This window comes from Dolichospermum heterosporum TAC447, from assembly GCF_024584745.1.
Taxonomy (GTDB): domain Bacteria; phylum Cyanobacteriota; class Cyanobacteriia; order Cyanobacteriales; family Nostocaceae; genus Dolichospermum; species Dolichospermum heterosporum.
The window spans coordinates 5,637,555-5,659,830 of the sequence record NZ_CP099464.1; the positions used below are offsets into that span (position 1 = coordinate 5,637,555).

The following is a 22,276-nucleotide window of genomic DNA, read 5'->3' on the forward strand; positions in this document are numbered from 1 at the left end:
AATCCAAATTATTTCCCAGATTTTACTCAAAATTAAAATTTAATGACTAGGTTTATACATGATAAATTCGCCAAAGACTATCTAGAAGAATTATTAAAAGATTACGGAGAAGTCAAAGCATCAGAAAAAGTCTCAGGAGAAATTAAAGAAATAGATGTTTTATTCACACCTGCTAAACAACAAAGTTCTAAATTACAAATACTGGGCTTACTAGGAAGACTTGCCGAAAATCCTGCAATAATAGAACCATACCGCAATCCAGCTTCTACCGATGAAATCTGCGACTGTATTCTCAAGTTATTAGAAGTCAAGGCTTCATTGCGACGAGAAGCCAAAGCCAATAAAATCAAACTTCAGGAGTCAGAAATTCCTAAATTGTGGATTTTAACCCCCACTATTTCTGAAACTCGTTTATCTAGCTTTAGAACTATCCAACAAGAAGGTTGGTTATCGGGAGTACACTTTTTAGCAGATCCCTTGCGAACAGCAATTGTGGCAATACACCAACTACCACAAACACCGGAGACTTTATGGTTGAGGCTTTTGGGTAGGGGAAGCGTACAATCACAAGCAATTATCGAGTTGCAGGCGTTACCATTAGATCACCCTTACCAAAAAACCACCCTGGAATTAGTTTACAACTTGCGCGAAAATTTGAGAGTAAATCAAAAACTAGAAACAGATGATAGGGAGTTAATTATGCGACTAGAACCACTTTATCAAAGAAATAGAGAACAAGCTAAAGAAGAAGGAAGACAAGAAGGAAGACAAGAAGGAAGACAAGAAGGAAAGCAAGAAGGGAAGCAAGAAGGAGAAAAAAACTTAATACTGCGTCTACTACATCGTCGGATTGGGGAAATTGATGCGTTATTAATCGAGCGAATTACAGGATTATCAATTGAACAGTTAGAAAATTTAGGAGAGGCATTATTAGACTTTTCTAGTGTTGCTGATTTAGAAGCTTGGTTAACCCAACACTCAATTTAATTCATTTTGATTATTAGGGAGTTAATCATGCAATTAGAACCATTTTTCAAACAACCTATACTTGTCATAATCTAAAAACATTAAATCAGGTAGGTTGGGGAGCCATCTGGACGGGTTTCCCGGCTTGTGGCGAATGGCGTTTGACGTTCTTGTTACCCAACATTTACAGACTTTTGTTGGGTTGCGCTGTCGCTTAACCCAACCTACAAAAACTCTTAACCAAACAGTATTGTAATCATTAATAAGTTCCACTTGCTAAATTGAAAGGGTGTAATGCAATAGAAAAACCTATTTAAAATATCAAATCCTAAAAACATGAACAGATTCAAAACTCTTTGTAAAACCCTAGCTATTAGTACAGGAATATTTTTATTATCTGTGCCTACTACCTACGGGATACCACCAAAACCGTTGTTAACTGCCAAAACAACTTACAATCAAACAGGTTCTTGGGACGCAACTTATTATTTTACAATCAAATTACCAGAATCTCTGGCTAATTGGCAACTGCAACAGGTTGTTTTAACACAAATAGAAGGTGTAGAAAATATTGAATTCAATCAGAAAAACAGTTTTGCTTTTGTAGAAGCAAGTGGACAAAAAGAAACGCTAGGTATTACCCTAACCAAGAGTTCAAGTCAACCACAAACTATCATTGCTACTTTTGATAAACCAGTTTCTGCAAATCAAACAATTACTATCGTTTTCAAACCTTTTTATAATCCCACCAGCGAAGGTATTTATCTATTTCGAGTTCATGTTATTTCCTCTGGTGAAAAGACAAATAATTTAGTTGTGGGAACCGCTCGTTTACAATTTTACAATGATTTTGATAATCATCTATTTTATTACAGGTAAAGTGTTTATAAATTGCTGATTTTTCAGACAAATTCAGCAATATCCATCAATTAGTTAAGAACGCTAGACGACAATTATTCAGCAGCACATTTAATTCTTCTGCAACTTGTAACGGATTTTTACTTAAAATTACAGCTTCATAAGGATTTCTCCCTGTTTTTATAACAGCAGAAATTGCATCTTGATGAGAAAATCCCCGCACAGTAACTAACCACGCTGCTAATATATGTCCAGTCCGGCCAATTCCACCAGCACAATGCACAACTACTTTTTCATTTTGTTGATTTGCTGTGATTAAAAAAGGCAGTATTGTTTGTGTGAGTGTTTCTAAATCAGATAAATGAAAATCTTCAATTGGTGTCCAACAAACTTGTTGATTACCAAATTCTTGCCGATATGTATCTAAAAGATGGGCATAATTAGCTAGTTGTTTTTCACTAAGTAAACAGCAAATTCGCTGAATGTTTTGGGATTTCATAAACTCAATCCAATCATATACCTGATTATCAGTATATCCAGGTTGAGAAGCACCAAAAACTATTGTTTCTTGTTCCCAAGCAGGGGCAAATTTGTACATATTCAACTTATCCAGATCCCCGACTTCTTTGAGAAGTCGGGGATCTATCTCCTTATCTTTTTAATTGCTTTTTCTGCGTAAATAGAAACATCTCGATCAGGATCATCTAGTGCTTGTTGGAGAGCATTTAAAGCCTGAGTATTATCTAAATTACCAAGTGCTATAGCTGCCTCTTTTCTGACATCCGAATATTCGTCTGTTAATCCTTTAATTAAATCAGGTAATAAATTTTGATCTGGCATTTTTTGTAATACTTGAAGCGTGAATTTTCGCACTTGCCAATGTTCATCTTTTAGCGCAATTTTTAAAGCGGGAACTGCTGCTGAATTAGCGTGAATTGCTAAAGATTTAGCTGCATTGCGTCGTACTTGCCAATCAGGATCGGAAGTGAGTAATTGACTTAATAATTCTACAACTTCTTTATCTGCTAAATGTCCTAAAGTTAATGCTACTGCACGACGGACATTATCATCAGGATCATTCATCAAAGATAAAGCTGGTGGACATATTTGCACCTGGTTTAAATAGCGTAGAGTTGTAATAGCAGTTTCTCGTAGTTGTGGATATTTGGAATCAAAGAAAGATAACACCGCAGGTAGAGATTGAACATCATGTATCTTCCGCAATAAGATTAAGATGTTAACTTGAAGATTGATATTTTCTTGATGTAGTGCATCCAATAAAAGCAATAAATGATCTGTGGTGACTAATTCACCTAATGCTGATAATCCTTCGGTGCGAACGTCTTCATCTGGGGAAGCAAGAGTTTTTAATAAAGCAGGTACAGCAACAGGATTAGCAAGTTCCCAAAGTGCAGATACGGCAATTTTTTGGACTGCGGTGCTTTCGTCTTCCAGTGCGATAATTAAAGCGTCAACTGCTGCGTCTTCTCCAAGGTGCTGTAGAGATTTTACCGCAACTAGGCGATCGCCTTCGTTAACTGAACGCAACATTTCCAACCATTGATTTAACGCTGAATCAGTATCTATAAACATTTCTGTACCTCTACCGCAATAAGAAAGGAATTTGTACTGTAATGGCGTTTGTTGGACATTCCTTCTCACAGGGTAGACAGAACCAACATTCATCATATTTCATATAGGCTTTTCCCGTCTCTGGATTTTTTGCTAATACATCCAGAGGACAAACTTCAATACAAGCAACACATTTTTCTAAACATTTAGATTCATCCACAATTACAGGAACATCTACTCTTTGATTAATTAAAGCCATAATTTCGTAACTCCCTAATTTCATTAAAAATTAACCAAAAAATTCCCATTCTTCCCTAAAAGAAACTACCATTTTATTCAATGCTCCCATATCAATTAAAAACGCATCATGTCCGTGAGTTGATTTGAGCAACCCCAATTGAGCATGAGGGATTAAATCTACTAATTCTTGTTGTTCTCCTGGAGGATAAAGAACATCAGAATCAATAGACACAACTAAAGTTGGTTGTTTGATACTTTGCAAAACTGATTGATAATCTTTTCTGTTCCAACTAACATCATGACTATCCATTGCCTGAGTTAATGTAATATAAGTATTAGCATCAAAACGTTCTATTAGTTTTTGACCTTGATATTGTAAATAACTGGCGATCGCAAACTGATTAGATTCATCCTGCTGTCTTCCAAAACGATTTGTAAAACTCTCCCAATAACGATAAGTAATCATTGCCATCATCCGCGCTACTGCTAATCCTTGGACTGGTGGTGCATCAATTGTATAGTTTCCCCCTTGCCAATTTGGATCTATATAAATTGCCTGTCTTTGGGCTTCACTCAAGCCAATAGACCATGCTGAATGTCTTCCAGGTGCAGCCATTGGTGCGATCGCTCTCACCTTTTCTGGATATAATAAAGCCCATTCTAAAACTTGCATTCCACCCAATGAACCGCCAATTACTAACTGTAGAGATTGAATATCTAAATATTCTAATAGTGCAGCTTGGAGGTGAACCATATCCCTAATTGTAATTCTCGGAAAAGATCCACCATAAACCTTTCCTGTATTTGGGTTAATAGAAGTTGCTCCAGTTGTACCGTAACAACTTCCTAAAATGTTGCTGCACACGATAAAATCCTGATTAGGATCAAAGACTTTTCCTGAACCAAACAAATCTCCCCACCAATCATCAGCATCAGCAGAACCAGTTAAAGCATGACAAATTAAGACCCCATTATCGCGGTTTGCGTTTAATTTTCCCCAGATACGATAAGCAACCTGAACACCAACTAATAGTTCACCAGATTCTAATTGAAATGGTACTGACAATTGATACAACTGGGTTTTTGATGAAATGAAGTCTAAATATTTCATAGAGTAGGGAATAGGGAATCTGGAACAGGGAACAGGCAATTTTCCCTCTGCACTCATACTTTCTTTTACTGTCACCTGTCACCTGTCACCTTCTTAAATGCTTGCTCAAAATCCTCCTTAATATCATCAATATGTTCAATTCCCACAGATACCCGCACCAAATCTGATGTGACACCAGCCGAAATTTGTTCACTATCACTTAGCTGTTGATGAGTTGTGGAAGCAGGATGAATGACAAGGGTTTTTGCATCACCAACATTTGCTAAATGACTGGCTAATTTCACATTACTAATAAAGGCTTTACCTGCTTCTAATCCCCCCTTAATACCAAAATTAAGAACGCCACCAAAGCCATGTCGAAGATATTTTTTAGCGCGTTCATGATAGGGATGATTGGGAAGTCCGGGATAATTAACCCATGCTACCTGCTCTTGTTGTTCTAACCATTTAGCTAATTCTAAAGCATTATTGACATGACGTTCTACACGCAGGGAAAGGGTTTCTAATCCTTGCAGTAATAGAAAAGCGTTAAATGGACTTAATGCTGCTCCTAAATCTCGTAATCCTTCCACTCTGGCACGAATAATAAAGGCAATATTACCAAATTGACTCCCTTTCCCAAATACTTCTTGAAAATTCAATCCATGATAACCGGGGGAAGGTTCGGTAAAGAGGGGAAATTTGCCGTTACCCCAATCAAATTTACCAGAATCTACTATTACGCCGCCAATAGATGTACCATGACCACCTATCCATTTAGTAGCAGATTCTACAACAATATCTGCACCATGTTCAATGGGTCGTGCTAGATATCCACCTGCACCGAAGGTATTATCTACAATTAAAGGAATGCCATTTTCGTGGGCAATGTGGGCTAAAGCAGCAAAATCGGGGATGTTAAATTGGGGATTACCAATGGTTTCAACGTACAGGGCTTTGGTGTTTTCATCAATTGCCTGACGGAAATTTTCTGGATCATCTCCTTCAACAAATTTGACATTAATTCCCAATCGTGGAAGAGTAACTTTGAACTGGTTATAAGTTCCCCCATAGAGGAAACTGGTAGCAACAATATTATCTCCTGCTTGAGCGATCGTACTTATTGCCAAAAATTGTGCTGCTTGACCGCTTGCAGTAGCTAAAGCTGCTACGCCCCCTTCTAAAGCCGCAATCCGTTTTTCAAATACATCCGTTGTCGGATTCATAATCCGGGTATAAATGTTACCAAACTCCTGGAGAGCAAATAACCGCGCTCCATGTTCAGCATCATCAAAAACGTAGGAAGTAGTTTGATAAATTGGTACAGCACGGGCATTAGTACCAGGTGCAGGTTCTTGTCCAGCATGGACTTGTAGGGTTTCAAAACGATAATTTTCTGACATAGTTAGTATTTAAATAGGTTGACTATCAAAACATGAAATTCGAACTTACGCAAAACCTTTCAAACTCTTATTTCTCTGTGTCCTCTGCGCCTCTGCGGTTCGTTTATCCGTAATTTGTGCGTAAGTTCTAGAAATCTTGAAACTCAGACTCCATATTGTTTAAACCATTTCTGGAGACGCTGCCAACCATCCTGGGCTTCTTTTTCGCGGTAGGAAGGGCGATAATCGGCAAAAAAGGCGTGAGGTGCATCAGGATAAACAATTATCTCCGATTTACTGCTGCTAGATTTGAGTTTTTCTCGTATTTGTTCTACTGTTTCCACAGGAATACCTGTATCTTGACCTCCATAGAGTCCCAGCATGGGGACTTTTAACTCAAAAGCAATATCAATGGGATGTTTGGGTTGTAGCTCGGTAGCATTGCCTACCAATCTCCCGTACCAAGCTACACCTGCTTTTACATTGGGATTATGTGCTGCATATAGCCAGGTAATTCGACCACCCCAGCAAAAACCCGTAATTGCTAATTTATCAGCGTTACCTTTTGCTGATTTTACTGCCCAATCAACGGTAGCATCTAAATCTGATAAAACTTGAGAGTCGGGAACTTTGGCAACAATGGCGCGAATTTCGTCAATATTGCTTAATTTTGAGACATCACCTTGACGGATAAATAGTTCGGGGGCGTTGGCGTTAGCCATATGGAACGAAGTGAAATGAAGCAATCGCCAGGGTTGTGATTGCTTCCCTTCCCTCGCAATGACTGTAAATATTTTTGTCCAATTACTTAACTTAATCATTCCATTTATCTAACAGCAACGTTATAAACTTCTTGCTGTAAATCAACCTCCACAACATAAGGCTCAACTGGACGCTTAAATAAGATCATTTCTTCTGCTTCATCTTTTTTCAAATTCACATGACAAAACCACTCTTCATTATTCTTATTTGGATAATCCAACCGATAATGATATAAACCCCAACGACTTTCCCGACGATATAAAGATGCTCGTGCTGCCATTTCTGCACAATCACGAATAAAATGTACTTCCATACATCGCATCAATTCATGAGGATCACGCGCTCCCATTTGGGCTAATATTTCGTGATAACGCACAAAATTATTTAACCCAATTTCCATTTTATTACCGGATTTTGGTGGTTGTAAATAATCATTCACCAGTCGGCGTAATTTATATTCTACTTGGGTATGAGGAATACCATTTGGTTGATTTAATGGCGCATAAATTCTGGCTTTTTCTATTTCCAGAAAATCAGTATCAGGTTCTATGTGTTCCAAATTTTCAATATAATCAATGGCATTTTCTCCTGCTAACCGACCAAAGACAAATGCACCAATCATATAATTATGAGGAACACTGGCCATATCTCCGGCTGCATAAAGTCCGGTTACTGTAGTTTCTGCTTTTTCATTTACCCATACACCAGACGCACTATGTCCACTACATAATCCTATTTCTGAGATGTTCATTTCTACGCCATGAGTCCGGTAATCTTCCCCTCTACCCTCATGAAAACGTTCTCTACTCGGTCTTTCATTTGCCCATAAAACGGACTCAATTTCAGAAATTGTATCTTCATCCAAATGAGTCATTTTCATTTGAATGGGTCCTTTACCAGAGTTTAATTCTTTCCAAATCTCTAACATCATTTGACCACTCCAATAATCACAATTAATGAAGCGGTTTCCTTCAGCATTGGCGGTATATGCTCCATAGGGTCCTGCAACATAGGCACAGGCTGGACCATTATAATCTTTAATTAACGGGTTGATTTGGAAGCATTCAATGTTGCTTAATTCTGCTCCTGCATGATAAGCCATTGAATAACCATCTCCGGCATTTGTGGGATTTTCATAAGTTCCATAAAGATAGCCAGATGCAGGTAAACCCAAACGTCCACAAGCACCTGTAGAAAGAATAACTGCTTTGGCTTGAATAACTACAAAATCACCACCGCGCACATCAAATCCAACTGCGCCAATGGCTCTACTATCTTTTACTAGTATTCTAGTTGCCATAACGCGATTTGTAACTTTCACTTTATGGCGTTTAACTTGACGGGTAAGAATGGTTTTTAAATCTTTACCTTCTGGCATGGGTAAGACATATTTACCTACCCGATGCACTTGTTTAACGTCATAATTTCCTTGAGGATCTTTTTGGAATTTAACGCCCCAACTTTCTAATTCTTGAATGGTTTCAAAACCTAATTTACCTGTTTGATAAACGGCTTTTTGGTGCAGAATACCATCATTAGAAATTGTGATTTCGCGGACGTATTGTTCTGGAGTAGAATTGCCAGGAATGACGGCTGTATTAACTCCATCCATTCCCATAGCGATCGCCCCACTCCGGCGTATATTTGCTTTCTCTAAAATTAACACCTCAGCATCAGGATTTGCCTGTTTGGCTTTAATTCCTGCCATTGTCCCTGCTGTACCACCCCCAATTACTAAAACATCGGTTTTTAGCCACTGTGTATTGATGTTTGTTACCATATAAAACTCTTTCAAGAATTTAAATTTTTTCTCACGCAGAGAAAGTCAACGAAGATTTCTAGAAATAATTGATAATTAGCAATTTTCTTATTGCCAATTACCAATTACTAAATTATTTCTTACCTTGCCAAACTATTTCTTTGACCTTGATTTCTTTAGGAATCAAGTTAATTTTATAGAAAGTATCAGCAATTTCTTGTTGTTTGGCAATTACATCATTGGTTAATGGCAGAACGCCATACTTGCGTCTTTTTTCTGCTACCTCTAACACAGCCGCATCTATACCCAATACAGGAGAAAGTAACTTTGCCACATCTTTAGGATTACCCTTTGCCCAATCACTGACTTTACTTACCCCAGCCAAAACTGTTTTTAAACCTGCTGGATTTTTCTGGGCAAAGGATTTAGCAGCCAAATAATAACCTCGATTGGGAGCTAGTCCAGTGGCATCGGTAAGAATACGTGCGCCTGTGGCTTTTTGAGCAGCAGCTAAATAAGGGTCCCAAACTGCCCAAGCATCAACATTTTTCCCTTCAAAAGCAGCACGGCCATCAGCAGGTGCGAGGAAAGTTGGCTTAATATCAGTGTATTTTAATCCGGCTTTTTGCAGTGCTTTGACTATCAAATAGTTAGTATTTGATCCTTTCGCAAAAGCCACTTTTTTGCCTTTGAGGTCAGCTACACTTTTAATTGGTGAGTCCTTATGAACAAGAATTGCTTCCGATTTAGTACCATAAGGATCATAGGCAACATAAACTAGAGGAACTCCAGCCGCTTGAGCAAATACAGGAGGTGCTTCTCCTGTGTAGCCAAAATCAATACTACCAACGTTTAAAGCTTCTAGCATTGGTGGTCCAGCAGGAAATTCAGTCCAAGTAACAGAAGTGCCAGAGGCTTTTAAAGCTGTTTCTAATTCGCCTTTTGCTTTGAGTGCATAGAGGATAGTTGCTGCTTTTTGATAACCAATACGAATTACTGTCTTGCTATTATTATTTTGAGCGATTGTATTTGCATTAGCTTTCTGAATTGTCCCGCCATTATTGCTAACGTTGGGAGAAAAAACAGAAATAGCTAATGTTGAACCTAATCCAACTGTAAATAGTAAAGAAAAAGTGCGAATGTTCGATTTTTTAAGAAACATAATCCCAACTTCAACTAATCGGAGTAAAGAGAATCTAAAAACAGATGGCGATTGGAAATCACGGCTACACAGACAAAACTTACACTATGGCTAAGGCCACGCTACGCTATCGGCAGGCTCAGTGACCGCCTGAGTCGGTTCAAAGAGCCGCATAGGTGGACTTCGTATAGCCTCAGACTTTTGCTTTGAGGGCTATCTTTAGGTGAATTTATGATAAAACTACAGTATATCAATCAAGTTACCGTATTTTATTCTTAAATAATCACATAAAAGTGATTTGAATGCAAGAGGTCTATGGAAAAATATTAACCGTGCGTGTAGTCGTATACCCTTATTTGCCGTAAAATGCCAGAAAAATTAGATTTGAACAAAAGTGTTGTGGGCGAGGAAGTACAAATAGATCCTGCCAATCTTCAACAAGAAGAAGTTATCCAACTCCTGAAACAAGTAATTGAACCCACTCTAAAAAACGACATCATTAGTTTGGGAATGGTGCGAAATCTGCGGATAGTTGATCAATATATTTATTTGCGCTTGTATATAGGTTCTCGTCAGCAGCACTTAGAAGCAGAGATTAAAGCGGTATTATCATCATTAGGTTGGTGTAAAAAAACCTACATTCAAGTTTGTACAATTCCAGGGGTAAAAACGACATTAGCCATATCTAGCGGTAAAGGGGGTGTAGGTAAATCCACAACCGCAGTTAATTTAGCCGCAGCGTTGAAATTAACGGGAGCAAAAGTGGGTTTATTAGATGCTGATGTTTATGGTCCCAACGTTCCTCAGATGCTTGGATTAGGACAATCTGAAGTTACGGTTATTGATACTGCTAATGGGCAGAAATTTTTACCATTAGAAGCTCATGGTATCAAAGTCATGTCTGTAGGATTGTTAGCAGAACCGGATCATCCTTTAGCCTGGCGTGGACCTGTATTACATAAAATCATTACTCAATTTATACATGATGTTGAATGGGGAGAATTGGACTATCTGTTAATAGATTTGCCTCCCGGTACTGGTGATGCTCAAATTACGATTGTGCAAGAAAGCCCGATTTGTGGGGTGATATTGGTAACAACACCTCAACAGGTCGCTGTTGCTGATGTGCGTCGCAGTATCTATATGTTTCGCCAAGTGGGTGTTCCTGTTCTCGGTATTATCGAGAATATGAGCTATTTTATCGGCGTAAATGGGGAAGAAACTGCGATTTTTGGGAGTGGTGGCGGTGAAAAATTGTCAAATGAACTCCAAGCACCACTTTTAGGCAAAATTCCCCTTGATCCTCGTATCTGTAATGGCGGTGATACTGGGCAACCTCTTACCCTTGTTGACTCTAGCACAATTACAAGTCAAGTATTTATACACATTGCTACGGCATTAGAGGCTACTTTTCTTGCTTTTTCTAGTTATTTATGAGATGCTTAGTTTTAATCCACAGTATCTTGATGTAGATACCGTATTTTAAGTTAATCAATGGGTGTTCACTATGGCAGATAAATTAGAAGGAAAAGTTGCTATTATTACCGGGGCTTCTTCGGGAATTGGGGAAGCTACGGCTATTTTACTCGCAGCAGCAGGGGCAAAAGTAGTAATTGCAGCCAGAAGGGGAGATAGGTTGCAGGCTGTAGCAAAACATATTACTGACAATGGTGGACAAGCATTATCCGTTATTACAGATATTACCGATGAAGCTCAAACTAGAAACCTAATCCAAAAAGCTAATGCAGAATTTGGGCGTGTAGATATTTTAGTAAACAATGCAGGTATATCATTTCCTGGCAGGATTGAAAATGCAGATCCGTCAAACTGGCGAAAAATGATTGATATTAATGTTTTAGCGTTAATGTACACAACTCACACTATATTACCTATTTTCAAAGCGCAAAAATCAGGACATATTGTGAATATTTCTTCTGTAGCAGGCCGCATTGCCCGTGCAGGAATGGCGGCTTACAATGTAACTAAATGGGGTGTAAATGCCTTTTCGGAAGCATTAAGACAGGAAGTATATCAAGATAATATCCGCGTTACTATCATCGAGCCTGGTTTAGTAGAAACAGAAATTGATCAGCATATTACCGATGTAGTAGCAAAGCAGGAAATTGCAGCCAGGCGGAAAGCAATTACACCATTACAAAGTGAAGATATAGCAGCAGCAATAATTTATGCTGTTACCCAACCACAGCACGTTAATGTGAATGAAATCTTGATTCGTCCAACTCAACAAGAACGGTAATGACTATACCTGAAAATAGGTAATATTAATGTTAGAAGAAAATAGAACATCATTAAAGAAAAGCAACAAGATATTTGCTTTTTTGAGAATTTCACCTGCAATTAGATCACCCAATTTATCTGGTTTTCTCATTGGGGAAAGCGTGTCTTTTTTCGGCTCTTGGATGACACAAATTGCCTTAGTATGGCTGGTTTATCAATTGACAAATTCAGCCATGTTAGTTGGTATAGCTGGCTTTAGCAATCAAGCTATGGGTTTAGTTATTACACCATTGGTAGGAGTATTACTAGATAGATGGAATTTAAAGTATGTTTTATTAACTACTCAGATAGTATCTGTTTTTCTATCTTCATTACTAACTTTTTTAACTGTTAGTAATCAGATAAATTTTACAGATATTATAATCATTGGTATTCTTCAGGGCATAGTCAAAGCTTTTGATTTACCAGCACGTCAAGTAACTATCCCCAGATTGCTAGAAAACAGAAGTGATACTTATAGTGCAATGGCTGTGCATTCATTTTTAATTAATACAGCTAAATTTGTTAGTCCTATGATTGGGGGTTTGATAATTGCTAGAAATGGAGCAGGTTTATGTTTTTTAGTAGATGCTATTAGCTATTTGCCTTTTATATTAGCTATCTTCATCATGCGGATAAAACCAAATATCAATAATTTATCTACATCAAAATCTCCAAAAATTTGGCATAATTTAAAAGAAGGATTTATTTTTGTCTATAATTTCGTGCCTATTAAATCTATTTTAATATTGCAAATTATAGTTTGCTTTATGGCAATGACTTATGTAAATCTCATGCCAATATTTGCCAAAGAAGTCTTAAAAGGCAATGCAGAAACGATGGGTTTTTTGATGACTTCTACAGCTTTTGGTTCTATCTTTTCTGGTATTTATCTAATGCAGCGCAAGAAAGTAATAGGATTAGAAAATGTTATGGCAATCTCTACTTTAATCTTGGGAGTATCTTTAATATTATTTTCTCGTTCAACACAGCTAGAAATTTGTTTAGCATTAATCTTTATTGTGGGATTAACTAACACCTTAACTCTAGCTTCAATTAGTAATTTTCTGCAAGTAATTTTAGTGGAAGAAGATAAAAGAGGACGAGTAACCAGTATATTTATGACTACTTTTTTGGGAATATTGCCTTTTGGTAATTTATTTTTCGGAGGATTAGCAAATTATATTGGCGTTGCTAATTCCTTATCATTTGGTGGTGTTTGTTGTATTTTGGGAACGTATTTTTTTGCTAGACAAATATCAAATATTAGAAAAGTGATAAACCCAATATATCAAAAAATGGGATTACTTTCTTAATGAGGCTTTAGCACTTGTTTATAAGCAGATTTCCGACTTCTGACTAAACAAAAGAATTTGGGTATTTTATCACTTCACCTAAATTTTTACCTTTCTTAGTGAGTATTCAGCCATTAAGTAGGTGAACACAATAAAACCAAACTGTGTAAAGAAACGTAAAATCGCCCAAACCCTCTTCACTCTTTCCTCTTGCCTTTTGCCTTGCCATAACAGGTATTTTATTTGATATAACCTAAAGCCATAGCACCATAACCAATTAAACTACTACCTAAAACTAGCCAAGCAGCATTGATGCGGTAGCGAGTAATCAAAACTGTGGAGATGAGTGCGATCGCTATCCCCAGAATATCTACATAGGGTGGTTTTGCTATTTTTAAAGTAGCTATTCCCAGTTGCAAGGCAGCTACTACCATCAGTGCTACAGCGCTGGCATTCACAGCATCTAAAAATGATCTTGTCCAAGCAGAACTGCGTAAACGGGGAATAATCGGATTTAAGGCAGCAACGAAGAGAAAAGATGGTAGGAAAATACCAATGGTAGCTACTATCGCACCAGGTACACCAGCTAAGACATAGCCGATAAAAGTGGCAGTAGACAGCACCGGACCAGGGGTAAATTGACCAATAGCGATCGCATCTAGTAACTGCTGTTGTGTTAACCAGCCATATTCTTGAACTAATCCCCCTTGCAAAAATGCAATTAGCACATAGCCACCACCAAACAAAACACTACCAACTTTCAGAAAAAACCAACCTAATTGCCATAAAGGAATAGATGTACCTGCCATAGCACTGATTGTAGATGTTGTCTGTAAAGTTGCGCCTGTAGTTAAGACAGCAATCAATAAGTTAGGTTTATTTCCTGGTGGTTTGTCTTGATTTCGAGGATGTAACCAAATCATACCTAGTAATCCCCCAAACAATAAGGCAATTACTTCATTCACTTGCCGAATTAATATCAGTAGTCCCACAATTATAGCAATAATCAGTAATTGACGGTTTTTAACCGCTTTTTTTGCTAACCCCCAAAGGGCATTGACAATAACCGCTAAAACAGCAGGTTTGATACCATAAAGTAAAGGTGCAATTTGAGGTAGACTACCATAATTAACATAAATCCAAGCAAATATACCTGTTATTAAAACCGCAGGTAATATAAAACAAACACCTGAGACAATCAATCCTGCCCATCCTGCATAAATATATCCCACATGAATTGCCATTTCAGTGGAATTGGGACCAGGAATCAAATTGGTTGCACCTAATAAATCGAGAAAATGGTCTTGTGTCAACCACCGACGACGCTTCACTACTTCATCTTCAATCATGGCAATATGGGCAACTGGTCCACCAAAGCCAATAACACCTAGTTTAAAAAAGAGTATAGCTATTTCACACAACCGACTAAATAATAAGTTGTACTGCATAATTTGCGTAATCTACATTGAAAATGTAAAGGTCAACTTACGTTGACCTCTACTTGTTTTATAGCAATTACCATTCAAGTGAGGTACAAGAAGAAAGAATTAACGTATCGGCTCAATAAATAGGGGTAACAGAGGAAAATAAGTGCAACGAGGTACACAGAGTGTAGTGTGTTAATTCTGTGAATCCTTTACCCGTAAGACTTCATGCAAGTTCCGTGTCAGAAATATTTGCGGATTTAAGGTTTCAGGCTTTCAGGGATTCTTTTTTCTATCACACTTTCTGCATGAAGGAAATTTCTGGTTTGTCTGTCAAAATTAACACACTACGAGTAAGTGACTTAACTATTATACCGTAATTTTGTATTTATTTAGATTAAACCCAATCGACAGCATTCATTCATCGAGGTAGTTCTCGGAAATAAAGCCTTGCAAAAATGTATATTTATCCAGTAACTCTATCAACTTACCGTAGTTTTTACTTGCGGATTGGGAGAGGCTGTGGCATAATCTAGTCAATAACCCCGGTATTCCGACCAAGTTACCGTAGTTTAAGAATTTAAATTTTGCTGTAAGGAATTCATCATGCTTAAAGATGGACAAGGGCTGTTAGTGACAACAGGTTCAGCCGAAGCGATCGCTGCTATTAACCGTTTTATTGATCAATCCCTTGCTTATGGTAAAGATGCAAAAACAGCGATTTTAGAAGCAGTTGAGGCTGATCCAAATTGTGCTTTAGCTAATGCTTATGCAGCCGCTTATCATCTGAGTCAAGAAAGTACAAAAGATTGGCAACAGGCACAACCATATTTGCAAGTCGCACAAAGAAATTTAGGCAAAATTACTGCCAGAGAACAGTTATACGTAGAAGCAATTTTAGCTTGGGCAAATCAAGAGATTGATGTAGGAATAGCCCTTCATGAAGAGATTACCAATCAATTTCCCACTGATTTAATTTCCGTGCAGCAGGGGCAATATCACTATTTTTATACAGGTAATAAAGAAAAATTACTAGAAATTGCCCAAAAAGTTTTACAAGGGAAACCGGGAAGTTTGAAAGCCCCTGAGAAACAGGAACGCTAGTTCCGTCTTTCGTGCTTCAGACAGGGGATGAAAAACGACACGATAGGTTTTAACCTATTTCAATATTATCCTTATTATCCTTGAGTTTCAAGCTATCTACCCAATCTTCTATCAATGCGGTAACTGTTTTCTCTCTTTGCGCTGCATATAAAAACAGCTTATGTTTTCTGCGTTCTGAGAGTCGGACTGATACTGTTTTATCTTTCATCATGTCTTGCGGTTGTTAGTACATTGTGTTATTATAAGACAAAGGGAGAAAAACGCAATGTATGGATGCCAGCAAATACTAATCAGTCCCAACAAGGAATTAGGAGCGGTTCTTGAGTTCTTATGTGGGGAGTCAAATAAACTTGCTAATTGTGGGACTTATTATGCCAGACAATTGTTTTTTAAGACGGGTAAAATTCCTGGTAAGTTTGACTTGCATCGTGAGTTAGCAAGTAATTCACATTTTGGGGCAATGTATTCTCAAGCTGCACAGCAATGTTTAACAACTGTGGCGGAATCGTTCAAGTCTTATATTGGACTTTTGAAAGGGATTAAAAATGGTACAGTCACTCAAAAACCTAAGCTACCTGGATACCGAAAACCTGGATTAAATCTCGTAACTTTTCCTGGACAAGCTATTAAACTAAAGGGCGGTAAGCTAAGATTTCCGATGGGTAGTAAGGTGAAAGTTTGGTTTGGGCTTGACGCTTTTTATGTTCCCATGCCTTCTAATTTAGAGCATAAGGACATCAAAGAATACCGCATACTGCCAAGGAATAATGAATTTTATTTGGAGTTAATTTATAAAATAACTTCTCACAAGCCCGACGTAAATATTGAGAATGTTTTATCAATTGATCACGGGTTGAACAACTGGCTAACCTGTATCAGTAACGTTGGTACGTCATTTCTGATTGACGGACGCAAGTTAAAATCAGTGAATCAATGGTACAACAAACGAGTTTCGGTTCTCAAAGAAAATCAACCTCAAGGTTTTTGGTCTAAGCAATTAGCGTCAATAGCTGAAAAGCGGAATCGCCGGATGAGGGACGCTACTAATAAAGCAGCTAGAATCGTAATCAACCATTGCATTGATCATAAAATTGGGACTGTCGTTTTTGGCTGGAACGTCGGACAAAAAGATTCTATAAATTTAGGTTCTAAAACTAATCAAAAATTTGTCCAAGTTCCTACCGCAAGATTAAAAAACCGCATTGCTCAACTGTGTGAACAATACGGCATTAAGTTCGTTGAAACTGAAGAATCTTATACCTCAAAAACATCGTTCCTAGACAATGATTTTCTACCTACATTCGGTGCAAAACCTGAAGGGTGGAAAGAGTCAGGAAGAAGAGTTAGCCGGGGTTTGTACCATTCTCAAGATGGTACAAAAATCAATGCAGATTGCAACGGTGCAGCTAATATTTTCAGAAAAGTAGCGGTAAAGCTAGGATTAAATTCTAGTGGAATCAGTAGAGGCGCATTGATATCGCCGTTAAGATTATTTATTTGGTCTTAAGAATCCCCGTCCATTTATGGCGGGGAGTGTCAACTAACAATCCCCAACAACATTATCTATATGGGATGGTGGCCTTTGGCTTAGAACAATGTCACCAATTACCAGCAGCAGAAAAAATGGCACTTGAGGCAATAGCGTTAAATAGATATGATCCTTGGGCGCATCATGCTATTGGTCATGTAATGGAAACCCAAGGAAGAACCCAGGAGGGAATAATTTGGATGGAGAATTTTGCATATACCTGGGACAACTGTAACTCTATGCTTTATACCCACAACTGGTGGCATATAGCACTGTATTATTGGCAATTAGAAAACTACGAAAAGGTTCTGAAAATCTACGATGAGCATATTTGGCAACGTGCTAACAAACAATCTCCCAAAGACCAAGTAGGGGCAATTTCCATGTTATTACGGCTAGAATTACGTGGGGTAGATGTAGGCAACCGTTGGCAAGATATCAGTCCTTATCTTTACAGTCGCATTGATGAACACGCATTACCATTCCAGGATTTGCATTATGTCTATGCCCTTGCCAAAGCTGGACACAATAACTGGGTAAAAGAAATGCTTCAAAGTATGGAACATCACGCCTTGAGTATTAATCCCTTTCTTGGCAGGAGTTGGGTAAAGATAGCAATTCCCGCAGCTAAGGGCATGGTAGCTCATGCTCAAGGTGATTTCCAGACAACTGTTAACGAACTCAAATTTGTATTATCGCGGTTGCATGAGATTGGGGGAAGTCATGCACAGCGAGTATTATTTGCAGAAATTTATCAAGATGCTCTCTTGTACGAACAAAGGCAGCATCAAATTTATCTTATTAGTGCTTAGAATCTTATGGGATGGGCATACTACGGCAAGCTCAGTACAAGTCTTGCCCGTCCCTATATTATTGGCACTGATTAAGTACCCGATAATCCTCTAACTTCACTGCATCAAAACGCTTAACACTAAATTGTTTCATAATTTCTTGCAACTGAGCATCTGGTTGGAGTAGAGCCAATTGCATTTGCTGAATCAAAGAGATACCTAAATGCCGCGCTGTTACCAATGGTGGCATCGGAGAAGGTCCAATTATTTGCACCACACGTAAATGGTGTGATAATTCAGGAAAATCCCGTAATTCTTGTTCTAATACAACACTATCAATGGCTGCACAATCAGCCAGTCCTTCAACTACCCAACGAATAGAACGTTGATGAGAACCTGATTCTAAAGATTTTCCCCAGAAATTGGGTGAATATTTTTCTTGACTCAACCACCGCCAAAGTAAATGATAACCACTATTAGAACCAGAGTCGTTATAGCAAAAAGTTTTCCCTGATAAATCAGCAAACTTCTGAATATTGCTATCAGTCTTAACAATCACATCTGCATAGTATACAGGACAATCACCATATCGAGATGATTGCATCACAGGCGCAACTAATGTCTGTAATTGATTTGGTGCTATTTGACTATAACGAATTAGTGGTAATCCACAAATAAAAGCCAAGTCTATTTGGTCTTTAAATAATAGAGTGTCTTTTAAGGGGTCGTATTTACTTTGATGTAGTGCAATTTCTACTTGTAAAACACGACCTAAATAAGCTGTAATCTCCTGATATAGTCCAAAATAATTAGGAGCTAAATAAGATACAGCCTGTAATTTTGTAATCTTAGTCATTCTTTTTTTTAAACACTGCTATTTTGGAAAATTTTAATTAGCTTTTGCCTAGAGTAATGAATATATAAAAAACTGAGACTAGCAAAAGCAAGCAGCATGATTTTGAAAACTATTATATAAGGATGAATATACCACCATGTCCACTTAAATAAGGATACTCCTAGTTCTGATACCTTCCCTGAAAAATGAGGATATGCTTTTTGATGGATCTGAATATTAATGTCTTGGGCTAATGTCATGATAAATTCTCTTGTCAATAAAAAACTAAAGTACAGCAACTCGATAGGCTTACTGTAGATTATAGCAAAAAAATCTGGTTTTCCTATTTTGACGAATAAAAATTCCTAATAACCAGCGGTTTTATCTACCACATTTCGCAAAGGTTTTCCTTGACGATAACGGGTTAAATTATCCAGAAATAGGGCAAGTGTTCTCTCTTTAACTCTAGGAGTATTTCCAGAACAATGGGGTGTAATAAACACATTTAGCAATGTCCACAAGGGACTTTCTGCTGGTAATGGTTCAGTAAATACTGTATCTAAAGCCGCACCAGCAATCCAGCCTTCCTGTAAAGCTGTAGTCAGTGCTGATTCATCAACAATTGCCCCTCGTGCAATATTAATTAAATAGGAATCTGGACGGAATAAACGCAGAGTTTCCAAATCAATTAAGCCCTTTGTTTCCGGCGTTAAAGGAGTAGCAATTACCACAAATTCTGATTCTGGCAGTAGTTGTTTCCATTCATTTGCACCGACTACTTTATCAAAGTTTGGTAATGGTCTTGCATTACGAGAACTGCCAAAAATCCGCATTCCAAATGCTTTAGCACGAACCGCAATTTCTTGACCAATACCACCCGCACCAATAATTAATAAAGTTTTATCTGTTAATTCTTGAATTGGTAAACCCCTTTGCCAATTACGTTCAGAGTGTTGCTTATACAGACTTGGTAATTGCTTACTATAAGCAAGTAAATAAGTAATCACAAATTCGGAAATAGGAATAGCATGGACACCCGCACCGTTAGTTAGAATCAAATCCCGTTCTAAATATTTGGGTGTCAAAATATGATTTACACCGGCATTTGGGGCATGGTGCCAACGCAGTAAAGGCGCAGCATCTAATACTCGATGTAAAGTAGTAGGTTTGAGATAAAACCAACTAAAATAAACTTCTGCATCTGTGGCATCACCATCTATATTACCCTCACTATCTACACGCAATACAATAGTATTTTTAGGTAAATGAGGCTCAATTTTATGGGCAATTTCTACAGGTAAAATGAGTTTCATAATAACTCCGATTATTTTTGATACTCTAAGTAGTGAGACAGAATTAATTACACAATATCATTGCGTAAGCGTTGCGTGGCGTTAGCCATATGGAACGAAGTGAAGGGAAGCAATCGCAAGGGTTGTGATTGCTTCCCTTCGCTCGCAATGACTGTAAATATTTTTGTCCAATTACTTATTTCATCTTCTGCAATAATTGATATGTTGAATCTTGTTTAGCTGTAGTTGTGAGAGATTTTCCCCAACCGATATTTTTACGATAACTGCCTAAAAGTTGAGCTTCTGCTAATGATTGTTCGTTAATTCCCGTTAATGGTTCTACATCCGGTGAAACATATAGCGCATCCACTGGACAATACAATTCACACATAAAACAGGTTTGACAATCGCTTTGTCTCGCAATTCTTGGAGGTGCATTTGGTACTTTGTCAAATACATTTGTTGGGCAAACTTTAACACAGAGATTACATTGAATGCACCGGGATTCACTAACTAATTCAATCATAATAAAAAACCAAAATTAATATTGATGTAGGTTGGGTTATACCAATTTTATGTGAGGCTGCACATAATCCTGAAATCCCTTGATTAATCCATCTTTATCTGTGTTCATCTGCGTCCATCTGCGTTCAATTCAAGTTGTAATCATGTTGGGTTTCCTTGCGTCAACCCAACCTTGTATCTTAGAGGTATGTTAGAAGAAGTGGTAGACCGTCCCAACCTGGGTCAGAAAAGACCGCTTTGTAGCAAGGATCACCACAACAATCTCCATGACAGAACTCGAACAGTCGCCTGGGGTAAAAACTATGAACAAAGACATAGATAATATAGCCCGTATCGTGCAAGGATGAGTGAAATCAAGGGGATGAATAAAAACAAAACAAATTAAAAAGAAGTAATTGAAATTGGAGAGTTAAAAATGGATTATATCTCCCAATGGGTAGGCATTGACGTAAGTAAAGCAACACTTGATGTTTATATCCGTCCAATGGGTAAAGCATTTCAATTTGCTAATACTGAAACAGAAATAGCTAATCTAGTTAAGCAACTTCAATCTAACGATTTAAACCTAATCGTACTGGAAGCAACAGGAGGACTAGAAACAGAATTAATCATTCAATTGCAAGCGGCTCTTTTACCAGTAGCATTAATCAATCCTCGTCAGGGAAGAGACTTTGCTAAAGCTACAGGTAAGTTAGCCAAAACCGATGCCATTGATGCACAGATTTTGGCGCATTTCGGTGAAGCAATGAAACCGGAGGTGTTAGCAATCGAAAGTGAAATGTCACGTCAATTAGGCGAATTAATTAGTCGCCGAAGACAATTAGTAGAAATGTCTACAGCGGAAAAGAATCGCCGTGACCGCGCTCGTGGTAAAGCTTTGACAGATATTGAATCCCATATTGATTATCTTGAGCAACATCTTCAACAACTCAATCAAGAAATTGAGACGTTGACCCAAAATAATCAACAATGGATTGATAAAGTCAATCTACTCAAAACTACTCCTGGCATTGGTCAAGTAATTTCTACCACTTTAGTTTCTGACTTACCAGAATTAGGTCAATTAACTGCCAAACAAATCTCTCGCTTAGTTGGTGTTGCACCAATTAATCATGATAGTGGTCAGCACAAAGGTAAGCGCATGATTAATGGTGGTCGCGCCCATGTTCGTGCCATTCTTTATATGGGTGCTGTTGTTGCCATGCGTCATAATCCTGTTATCAAAACTTTTTATGAGCGCTTGGTTGAACGTGGTAAACCCAAAAAATTGGCCATTACTGCTTGCGTTCATAAAATGTTAGTTATTTTAAATGCGATGATTCGAGATCATCTTCCTTGGTCTATTTCTCAAGACTCACAACCAATTTCTGCATAAAGTTCTACTGTCGTTTTTATACCTCCAATCTAGTTTGGTAATTTATGGCAACCTATAATT

Annotated in this window: 23 protein-coding genes; 9 read left to right on the top strand and 14 right to left on the bottom strand. The window is 37.8% G+C overall.

What is annotated here, in order from left to right:
* Window positions 1–42 precede the first annotated feature (42 nt).
* The gene (locus NG743_RS25685) at window positions 43–987 is read left to right on the top strand and encodes a DUF4351 domain-containing protein (protein WP_027401233.1); all 945 of its coding nucleotides are present in this window, start codon (window positions 43–45) and stop codon (window positions 985–987) included.
* A gap of 315 nt (window positions 988–1,302) precedes the next feature.
* Complete coding sequence (locus NG743_RS25690; protein ID WP_193961968.1) at window positions 1,303–1,845, top strand: DUF2808 domain-containing protein; 543 nt, start codon at window positions 1,303–1,305, stop codon at window positions 1,843–1,845.
* A gap of 46 nt (window positions 1,846–1,891) precedes the next feature.
* Here NG743_RS25690 and NG743_RS25695 read toward each other — a convergent pair whose 3' ends face one another.
* From NG743_RS25695 to NG743_RS25730, 8 genes are all read right to left on the bottom strand, one after another.
* Window positions 1,892–2,422, bottom strand: coding sequence for a protein-tyrosine phosphatase family protein (locus tag NG743_RS25695; protein ID WP_027401232.1), 531 nt, complete (start codon window positions 2,420–2,422; stop codon window positions 1,892–1,894).
* A 44-nt stretch (window positions 2,423–2,466) separates the two neighbouring features.
* Entirely contained in the window at window positions 2,467–3,417 is a 951-nt protein-coding gene (locus NG743_RS25700) for a HEAT repeat domain-containing protein (RefSeq protein WP_193961967.1), read from the bottom strand.
* Between the two features lie 10 nt (window positions 3,418–3,427).
* Window positions 3,428–3,655, bottom strand: coding sequence for a 4Fe-4S dicluster domain-containing protein (locus tag NG743_RS25705; RefSeq protein WP_027401230.1), 228 nt, complete (start codon window positions 3,653–3,655; stop codon window positions 3,428–3,430).
* A 30-nt stretch (window positions 3,656–3,685) separates the two neighbouring features.
* The gene (gene metX, locus NG743_RS25710) at window positions 3,686–4,822 is read right to left on the bottom strand and encodes a homoserine O-acetyltransferase MetX (RefSeq protein WP_442548597.1); all 1,137 of its coding nucleotides are present in this window, start codon (window positions 4,820–4,822) and stop codon (window positions 3,686–3,688) included.
* Window positions 4,819–6,129 (bottom strand): O-acetylhomoserine aminocarboxypropyltransferase/cysteine synthase family protein, encoded by a 1,311-nt coding sequence (locus NG743_RS25715; RefSeq protein WP_193894371.1) that lies wholly within the window; start codon window positions 6,127–6,129, stop codon window positions 4,819–4,821. The genes metX and NG743_RS25715 overlap by 4 nt, the downstream gene beginning before the upstream one ends.
* 143 nt (window positions 6,130–6,272) lie before the next feature.
* Window positions 6,273–6,929 (bottom strand): dienelactone hydrolase family protein, encoded by a 657-nt coding sequence (locus tag NG743_RS25720; protein ID WP_257121157.1) that lies wholly within the window; start codon window positions 6,927–6,929, stop codon window positions 6,273–6,275.
* Window positions 6,930–6,934: 5 nt separating this feature from the next.
* Window positions 6,935–8,650 carry a fumarate reductase/succinate dehydrogenase flavoprotein subunit gene (locus NG743_RS25725; protein WP_257121159.1) on the bottom strand — a complete coding sequence of 572 codons (1,716 nt, stop codon included), beginning with the start codon at window positions 8,648–8,650 and terminating at the stop codon, window positions 6,935–6,937.
* Between the two features lie 112 nt (window positions 8,651–8,762).
* Window positions 8,763–9,791: a sulfonate ABC transporter substrate-binding protein gene (locus NG743_RS25730; RefSeq protein WP_257121160.1), complete on the bottom strand. Its 1,029-nt coding sequence runs from the start codon at window positions 9,789–9,791 to the stop codon at window positions 8,763–8,765.
* A gap of 345 nt (window positions 9,792–10,136) precedes the next feature.
* On the opposite strand from NG743_RS25730, the gene NG743_RS25735 reads away from it, so the two are divergent.
* From NG743_RS25735 to NG743_RS25745, 3 genes are all read left to right on the top strand, one after another.
* Window positions 10,137–11,207: an Mrp/NBP35 family ATP-binding protein gene (locus NG743_RS25735; RefSeq protein ID WP_051424233.1), complete on the top strand. Its 1,071-nt coding sequence runs from the start codon at window positions 10,137–10,139 to the stop codon at window positions 11,205–11,207.
* Between the two features lie 70 nt (window positions 11,208–11,277).
* Window positions 11,278–12,027 (top strand): SDR family NAD(P)-dependent oxidoreductase, encoded by a 750-nt coding sequence (locus NG743_RS25740; RefSeq protein WP_027401224.1) that lies wholly within the window; start codon window positions 11,278–11,280, stop codon window positions 12,025–12,027.
* Window positions 12,028–12,055: 28 nt separating this feature from the next.
* Window positions 12,056–13,363 carry an MFS transporter gene (locus NG743_RS25745; RefSeq protein ID WP_257121161.1) on the top strand — a complete coding sequence of 436 codons (1,308 nt, stop codon included), beginning with the start codon at window positions 12,056–12,058 and terminating at the stop codon, window positions 13,361–13,363.
* 218 nt (window positions 13,364–13,581) lie between these two features.
* On the opposite strand, the gene chrA is transcribed toward NG743_RS25745, so the two are convergent.
* Window positions 13,582–14,790: a chromate efflux transporter gene (gene chrA, locus NG743_RS25750; protein ID WP_257121162.1), complete on the bottom strand. Its 1,209-nt coding sequence runs from the start codon at window positions 14,788–14,790 to the stop codon at window positions 13,582–13,584.
* A gap of 582 nt (window positions 14,791–15,372) precedes the next feature.
* On the opposite strand from chrA, the gene NG743_RS25755 reads away from it, so the two are divergent.
* Entirely contained in the window at window positions 15,373–15,870 is a 498-nt protein-coding gene (locus tag NG743_RS25755) for a tetratricopeptide repeat protein (RefSeq protein ID WP_027401221.1), read from the top strand.
* 49 nt (window positions 15,871–15,919) lie between these two features.
* On the opposite strand, the gene NG743_RS25760 is transcribed toward NG743_RS25755, so the two are convergent.
* Window positions 15,920–16,081: a hypothetical protein gene (locus tag NG743_RS25760; RefSeq protein WP_160170594.1), complete on the bottom strand. Its 162-nt coding sequence runs from the start codon at window positions 16,079–16,081 to the stop codon at window positions 15,920–15,922.
* Between the two features lie 54 nt (window positions 16,082–16,135).
* On the opposite strand from NG743_RS25760, the gene NG743_RS25765 reads away from it, so the two are divergent.
* Both NG743_RS25765 and NG743_RS25770 read left to right on the top strand, forming a co-directional pair.
* Window positions 16,136–17,377 carry an RNA-guided endonuclease InsQ/TnpB family protein gene (locus tag NG743_RS25765; protein ID WP_027401220.1) on the top strand — a complete coding sequence of 414 codons (1,242 nt, stop codon included), beginning with the start codon at window positions 16,136–16,138 and terminating at the stop codon, window positions 17,375–17,377.
* A 26-nt stretch (window positions 17,378–17,403) separates the two neighbouring features.
* Complete coding sequence (locus NG743_RS25770) at window positions 17,404–18,210, top strand: tetratricopeptide repeat protein (protein WP_306459816.1); 807 nt, start codon at window positions 17,404–17,406, stop codon at window positions 18,208–18,210.
* A 58-nt stretch (window positions 18,211–18,268) separates the two neighbouring features.
* On the opposite strand, the gene NG743_RS25775 is transcribed toward NG743_RS25770, so the two are convergent.
* The 4 genes from NG743_RS25775 to NG743_RS25790 form a co-directional block, all read right to left on the bottom strand.
* Window positions 18,269–19,045 carry a phosphate/phosphite/phosphonate ABC transporter substrate-binding protein gene (locus tag NG743_RS25775; protein ID WP_027401219.1) on the bottom strand — a complete coding sequence of 259 codons (777 nt, stop codon included), beginning with the start codon at window positions 19,043–19,045 and terminating at the stop codon, window positions 18,269–18,271.
* Window positions 19,046–19,053: 8 nt separating this feature from the next.
* On the bottom strand, window positions 19,054–19,284 hold the full coding sequence (locus NG743_RS25780; RefSeq protein WP_027401218.1) for a hypothetical protein: 231 nt from the start codon (window positions 19,282–19,284) through the stop codon (window positions 19,054–19,056).
* Between the two features lie 105 nt (window positions 19,285–19,389).
* On the bottom strand, window positions 19,390–20,337 hold the full coding sequence (locus NG743_RS25785) for a D-2-hydroxyacid dehydrogenase (protein ID WP_027401217.1): 948 nt from the start codon (window positions 20,335–20,337) through the stop codon (window positions 19,390–19,392).
* 175 nt (window positions 20,338–20,512) lie between these two features.
* Window positions 20,513–20,842 (bottom strand): 4Fe-4S dicluster domain-containing protein, encoded by a 330-nt coding sequence (locus tag NG743_RS25790; RefSeq protein WP_193962560.1) that lies wholly within the window; start codon window positions 20,840–20,842, stop codon window positions 20,513–20,515.
* Window positions 20,843–21,256: 414 nt separating this feature from the next.
* Here NG743_RS25790 and NG743_RS25795 point away from each other — a divergent pair, with 414 nt between their 5' ends.
* Window positions 21,257–22,216: an IS110 family RNA-guided transposase gene (locus NG743_RS25795; RefSeq protein ID WP_027404406.1), complete on the top strand. Its 960-nt coding sequence runs from the start codon at window positions 21,257–21,259 to the stop codon at window positions 22,214–22,216.
* Window positions 22,217–22,276 lie beyond the last annotated feature (60 nt).

What these genes read in the sequence shown, in the direction of transcription:
- NG743_RS25685 (WP_027401233.1), top strand. Translation starts at nt 43, where the DNA reads ATGACTAGGTTTATACATGATAAATTCGCCAAAGACTATCTAGAAGAA.
- NG743_RS25690 (WP_193961968.1), top strand. Translation starts at nt 1,303, where the DNA reads ATGAACAGATTCAAAACTCTTTGTAAAACCCTAGCTATTAGTACAGGA.
- NG743_RS25695 (WP_027401232.1), bottom strand. Translation starts at nt 2,422, where the DNA reads ATGTACAAATTTGCCCCTGCTTGGGAACAAGAAACAATAGTTTTTGGT.
- NG743_RS25700 (WP_193961967.1), bottom strand. Translation starts at nt 3,417, where the DNA reads ATGTTTATAGATACTGATTCAGCGTTAAATCAATGGTTGGAAATGTTG.
- NG743_RS25705 (WP_027401230.1), bottom strand. Translation starts at nt 3,655, where the DNA reads ATGGCTTTAATTAATCAAAGAGTAGATGTTCCTGTAATTGTGGATGAA.
- NG743_RS25715 (WP_193894371.1), bottom strand. Translation starts at nt 6,129, where the DNA reads ATGTCAGAAAATTATCGTTTTGAAACCCTACAAGTCCATGCTGGACAA.
- NG743_RS25720 (WP_257121157.1), bottom strand. Translation starts at nt 6,929, where the DNA reads ATGATTAAGTTAAGTAATTGGACAAAAATATTTACAGTCATTGCGAGG.
- NG743_RS25725 (WP_257121159.1), bottom strand. Translation starts at nt 8,650, where the DNA reads ATGGTAACAAACATCAATACACAGTGGCTAAAAACCGATGTTTTAGTA.
- NG743_RS25730 (WP_257121160.1), bottom strand. Translation starts at nt 9,791, where the DNA reads ATGTTTCTTAAAAAATCGAACATTCGCACTTTTTCTTTACTATTTACA.
- NG743_RS25735 (WP_051424233.1), top strand. Translation starts at nt 10,137, where the DNA reads ATGCCAGAAAAATTAGATTTGAACAAAAGTGTTGTGGGCGAGGAAGTA.
- NG743_RS25740 (WP_027401224.1), top strand. Translation starts at nt 11,278, where the DNA reads ATGGCAGATAAATTAGAAGGAAAAGTTGCTATTATTACCGGGGCTTCT.
- NG743_RS25745 (WP_257121161.1), top strand. Translation starts at nt 12,056, where the DNA reads ATGTTAGAAGAAAATAGAACATCATTAAAGAAAAGCAACAAGATATTT.
- chrA (WP_257121162.1), bottom strand. Translation starts at nt 14,790, where the DNA reads ATGCAGTACAACTTATTATTTAGTCGGTTGTGTGAAATAGCTATACTC.
- NG743_RS25755 (WP_027401221.1), top strand. Translation starts at nt 15,373, where the DNA reads ATGCTTAAAGATGGACAAGGGCTGTTAGTGACAACAGGTTCAGCCGAA.
- NG743_RS25760 (WP_160170594.1), bottom strand. Translation starts at nt 16,081, where the DNA reads ATGATGAAAGATAAAACAGTATCAGTCCGACTCTCAGAACGCAGAAAA.
- NG743_RS25765 (WP_027401220.1), top strand. Translation starts at nt 16,136, where the DNA reads ATGTATGGATGCCAGCAAATACTAATCAGTCCCAACAAGGAATTAGGA.
- NG743_RS25775 (WP_027401219.1), bottom strand. Translation starts at nt 19,045, where the DNA reads ATGACTAAGATTACAAAATTACAGGCTGTATCTTATTTAGCTCCTAAT.
- NG743_RS25780 (WP_027401218.1), bottom strand. Translation starts at nt 19,284, where the DNA reads ATGACATTAGCCCAAGACATTAATATTCAGATCCATCAAAAAGCATAT.
- NG743_RS25785 (WP_027401217.1), bottom strand. Translation starts at nt 20,337, where the DNA reads ATGAAACTCATTTTACCTGTAGAAATTGCCCATAAAATTGAGCCTCAT.
- NG743_RS25790 (WP_193962560.1), bottom strand. Translation starts at nt 20,842, where the DNA reads ATGATTGAATTAGTTAGTGAATCCCGGTGCATTCAATGTAATCTCTGT.
- NG743_RS25795 (WP_027404406.1), top strand. Translation starts at nt 21,257, where the DNA reads ATGGATTATATCTCCCAATGGGTAGGCATTGACGTAAGTAAAGCAACA.